Below are 3,306 nucleotides of genomic sequence, written 5' to 3' on the forward strand. Positions count from 1 at the left end.
AACTCACAGAGATCAAACAACGCCCTCCTCATAAGTACTATATAACAGCAGTTAACTCACTACATACACTAAAAACATTTGCACGTGTGCCTCAAATGCATAAAAACAAAGTTCGTAGAGCACGAAAAACAACGTTTATTATGCCAAATGGACATTCTTACCGTGTCATACAAGACAAACATCACCTTTTACTCTTAGATCGTCTTAAATGGGCATATACCACTTCAGCAAATCTAAGTAATGAAGCATATGATGAATCTTTTGCCAGAGAGATGGCAGATGTTATTATAGAACCACTTAAAAAAACTGATCAGGCCTCAAAAATTTACAAGCTCGGGAAATACTCACTAAAAAGGATACGTTAATGTCAGTGATCTACGAAAATGAAAATATCAGGATAGAAGTTGAATTTAGTGAGATTCCTTGGCTTAAGATCTTCACTCAACACCCTTATAAAGAGATGAGTGAAGTACCAGGGCTTATTAAATTTGAAATATATGACCTTTTAGACACCATCGAAAAAGAGATGCTCTCTTACTATAGACCTAAGAAAATAAATATTGCCAGTTTTGGTAATTATATGCCTCATGTACATTGGCATATCATGGCACGATTTGAAGAGGACAGTTATTTCCCTGAGCCTATGTGGGGAACAAAACAACGTGAAAGTGATTTGAATTTACCTGACTTTGAAGTTTTTTGCAAAAGTGTGATTAATACCATTACATAGCTTGTAGTATTCTCGTCCAAAAATATATTTCAGACGAGAATTTTTTGGGTTTTTTATTTTCCCTCGTTCTCCGGGCTGTGATCATCAATTTTCGCATCCACATCTTCAGCTTTCTTTGAAAACATATCTACATCCAGAAAAATTGCACCTACAACACCAATTACTATACCAATACCAACATAAACAAATTCCACGATCATCCCTTTTAATTTTAATATATTTAAACCTTAAAGGCTATAGTATAGTATAACATAAAATTTATTTTATATATTGATAAATTCAAACTTAATCCTTTTTTCCACAACTAATAATTTATTTTCTTTTTTATTATAATTACTAAGATTAGTAGGATTATACTATAAGGATATACATAATAAAGGATCAAGGAAAAATGGAAATGATACAAACAGTAAAAAAAATGGAAAAAGAGGCAATGAAAAGTAGTGGTTTTGATTTTATCCGACTTGGTTTTGCGCTCTTTTTTATGGTAGCAGTTTTATCTTATAGTTTTTTAAGTTCTGGCGGCATACCCAACAATGTATTTTTAGCCATTGCAGCACTATTTGGTGCTTATATGGCGATGAACATTGGTGCAAATGATGTTGCGAACAATGTAGGACCTGCTGTTGGATCAAAAGCACTTACTATGGGTGGTGCTATTGTAATAGCAGCCATATTTGAGGCAAGTGGTGCATTTATAGCTGGTGGAGATGTTGTTAAAACCATTAAGAAAGGTATTATTGACATCGATGCATTTGGCGGTAATGTTGATCCGTTTATCTGGGCAATGATGGCGGCACTCTTGGCAGCTGCACTATGGCTGAATTTTGCAACAATGATGAAGGCTCCTGTTTCAACAACTCACTCTATCGTTGGTGGTGTGATGGGTGCAGGTATCGCTGCAGCAGGATTTACAATTGTATCTTGGGGTACTATGGGAAAAATAGCTGCTTCTTGGGTTATTTCACCGGTTCTTGGCGGAGTCATTGCAGCAATATTTTTATATGCCATTAAAAAAACAATTGTATTTCAAAACGATAAGGTTGCAGCTGCTAGAAAATGGGTACCGATTTTTGTCGCTATTATGTCTTGGGCATTTGTTACATACTTAACACTCAAAGGTCTCAAAAAGATATGGCCTTCTATTGTTGATGTTTTGGTCTTTCTCCCTGATGCTAAAAAACCTTCTTTCCTTATCGCAGCCATGTTTGGACTTATTGTGGCTGGTGTAGTCTATTTCATATTGAAAAAAACGGTTGCAAATAGAGCAACTAATCTACAAAACACTAGGGATTCTATTAATTTATTATTTACAGTACCATTGATTTTTGCAGCAGCTCTTTTAAGTTTTGCTCATGGGGCAAATGATGTAGCAAATGCCATTGGACCATTGGCAGCGATCAATGATGCTGTGATGACCGGTGGTATTTCTGTAAAGGCAGGTATACCTATTTGGGTTATGGCGGTTGGTGCTCTTGGTATCGCTATCGGTCTTGCTCTTTATGGACCAAAGCTTATTAGAACTGTAGGTAGTGAGATCACTGAATTAGATCAAATGAGAGCATTTTCAGTAGCCATGGCAGCATCTATTACGGTCATTATCGCTTCTCAATTAGGTCTTCCTGTATCTTCAACACATATTGCTGTGGGTGGTATCTTCGGTGTCGGTTTTTTAAGAGAATATCTTGCTTCAACAGGACAAGAAGAAGTTGTAGAAAAAGAGCAATCAAATATAGAAGATGAAAAAAAGGTTTTAAAAGCTTATAATAGTGAACTTAAAACATTGGAAAACAAAGAAAATAAATCTAAATCGGACTATGAAAGAATCGTTGACCTTTATAAAGCTATTGATGATGAAGAAGAAAAGATCAAAGCCTCTAAAAAACATATAAAAAATGTAGAAAAAGTCAAATATGTAAAAAGAGATGCTGTTAAAAAGATCATTGCGGCTTGGGTTATCACTGTACCTGCGGCTGCTGTATTATCTGCGGCAATATTTTTCATGATCAGGGGTATTGTTCTTTAATGTTAAAAAGAATATTATTACCAACAATTTTTCTCATTCTGGCTTATGGTTTTTGGATCAGTCCTGACTTTAAGGTGATAGCGGCTGGTGTTTCTATCTTCTTATTTGGTATGTTGTCTCTTGAAGAAGGTTTTAAAGCTTTCTCAGGAGGAACACTAGAGAAGATATTACAAAAATCAACCGATAAACTCTACAAAAGTATTGGTTTTGGTATACTCACCACAACGATCATGCAATCAAGTTCTTTGGTTTCCGTACTCACCATCTCCTTTTTAGGGGCTGGACTGATCGGTCTTGCTCAGGGTATCGGAATTGTTTTTGGAGCAAATATCGGAACAACAACAGGGGCTTGGCTTGTTGCAGGACTAGGCTTAAAAGTAAAGATCTCTGCTTATGCCATGCCTATGCTCGTATTTGGAGTGATACTGATCTTTCAAAAAGCAAAATCACTTAAAGGTATAGGATATGTACTTACAGGATTAGGATTCTTATTTCTGGGTATTCACTATATGAAAGATGGTTTTGAAGCATTTAAAGAGACTATTGATCT

General features: G+C 35.7%; 5 protein-coding genes. 4 read left to right on the forward strand and 1 reads right to left on the reverse strand.

The features are described 5' to 3' along the window. Together WBM70_RS05170 and WBM70_RS05175 are read left to right on the forward strand one after the other, a co-directional pair. The coding region (locus tag WBM70_RS05170) for a Sua5 YciO YrdC YwlC family protein (RefSeq protein WP_424557447.1) at positions 1–365 on the forward strand (365 nt) is incomplete at its 5' end. After that, positions 365–730, forward strand: a complete 366-nt coding sequence (locus WBM70_RS05175) for an HIT family protein (protein WP_424557448.1) — start codon at positions 365–367, stop codon at positions 728–730. The genes WBM70_RS05170 and WBM70_RS05175, both read left to right, overlap by 1 nt. A 53-nt stretch (positions 731–783) precedes the next feature. Here WBM70_RS05175 and WBM70_RS05180 read toward each other — a convergent pair whose 3' ends face one another. Continuing rightward, positions 784–924, reverse strand: coding sequence for a hypothetical protein (locus WBM70_RS05180; protein ID WP_424557449.1), 141 nt, complete (start codon positions 922–924; stop codon positions 784–786). Positions 925–1,121: 197 nt separating this feature from the next. Between WBM70_RS05180 and WBM70_RS05185 the strand changes: the two genes are divergently transcribed. After that, positions 1,122–2,756: an inorganic phosphate transporter gene (locus tag WBM70_RS05185; RefSeq protein WP_424557450.1), complete on the forward strand. Its 1,635-nt coding sequence runs from the start codon at positions 1,122–1,124 to the stop codon at positions 2,754–2,756. Further along, positions 2,756–3,306 (forward strand): Na/Pi symporter (locus WBM70_RS05190; RefSeq protein WP_424557451.1); only part of this gene is annotated, 551 nt, incomplete at its 3' end. The genes WBM70_RS05185 and WBM70_RS05190, both read left to right, overlap by 1 nt.

It is taken from the genome of Sulfurovum sp. (assembly GCF_049668085.1).
GTDB lineage: Bacteria > Campylobacterota > Campylobacteria > Campylobacterales > Sulfurovaceae > Sulfurovum.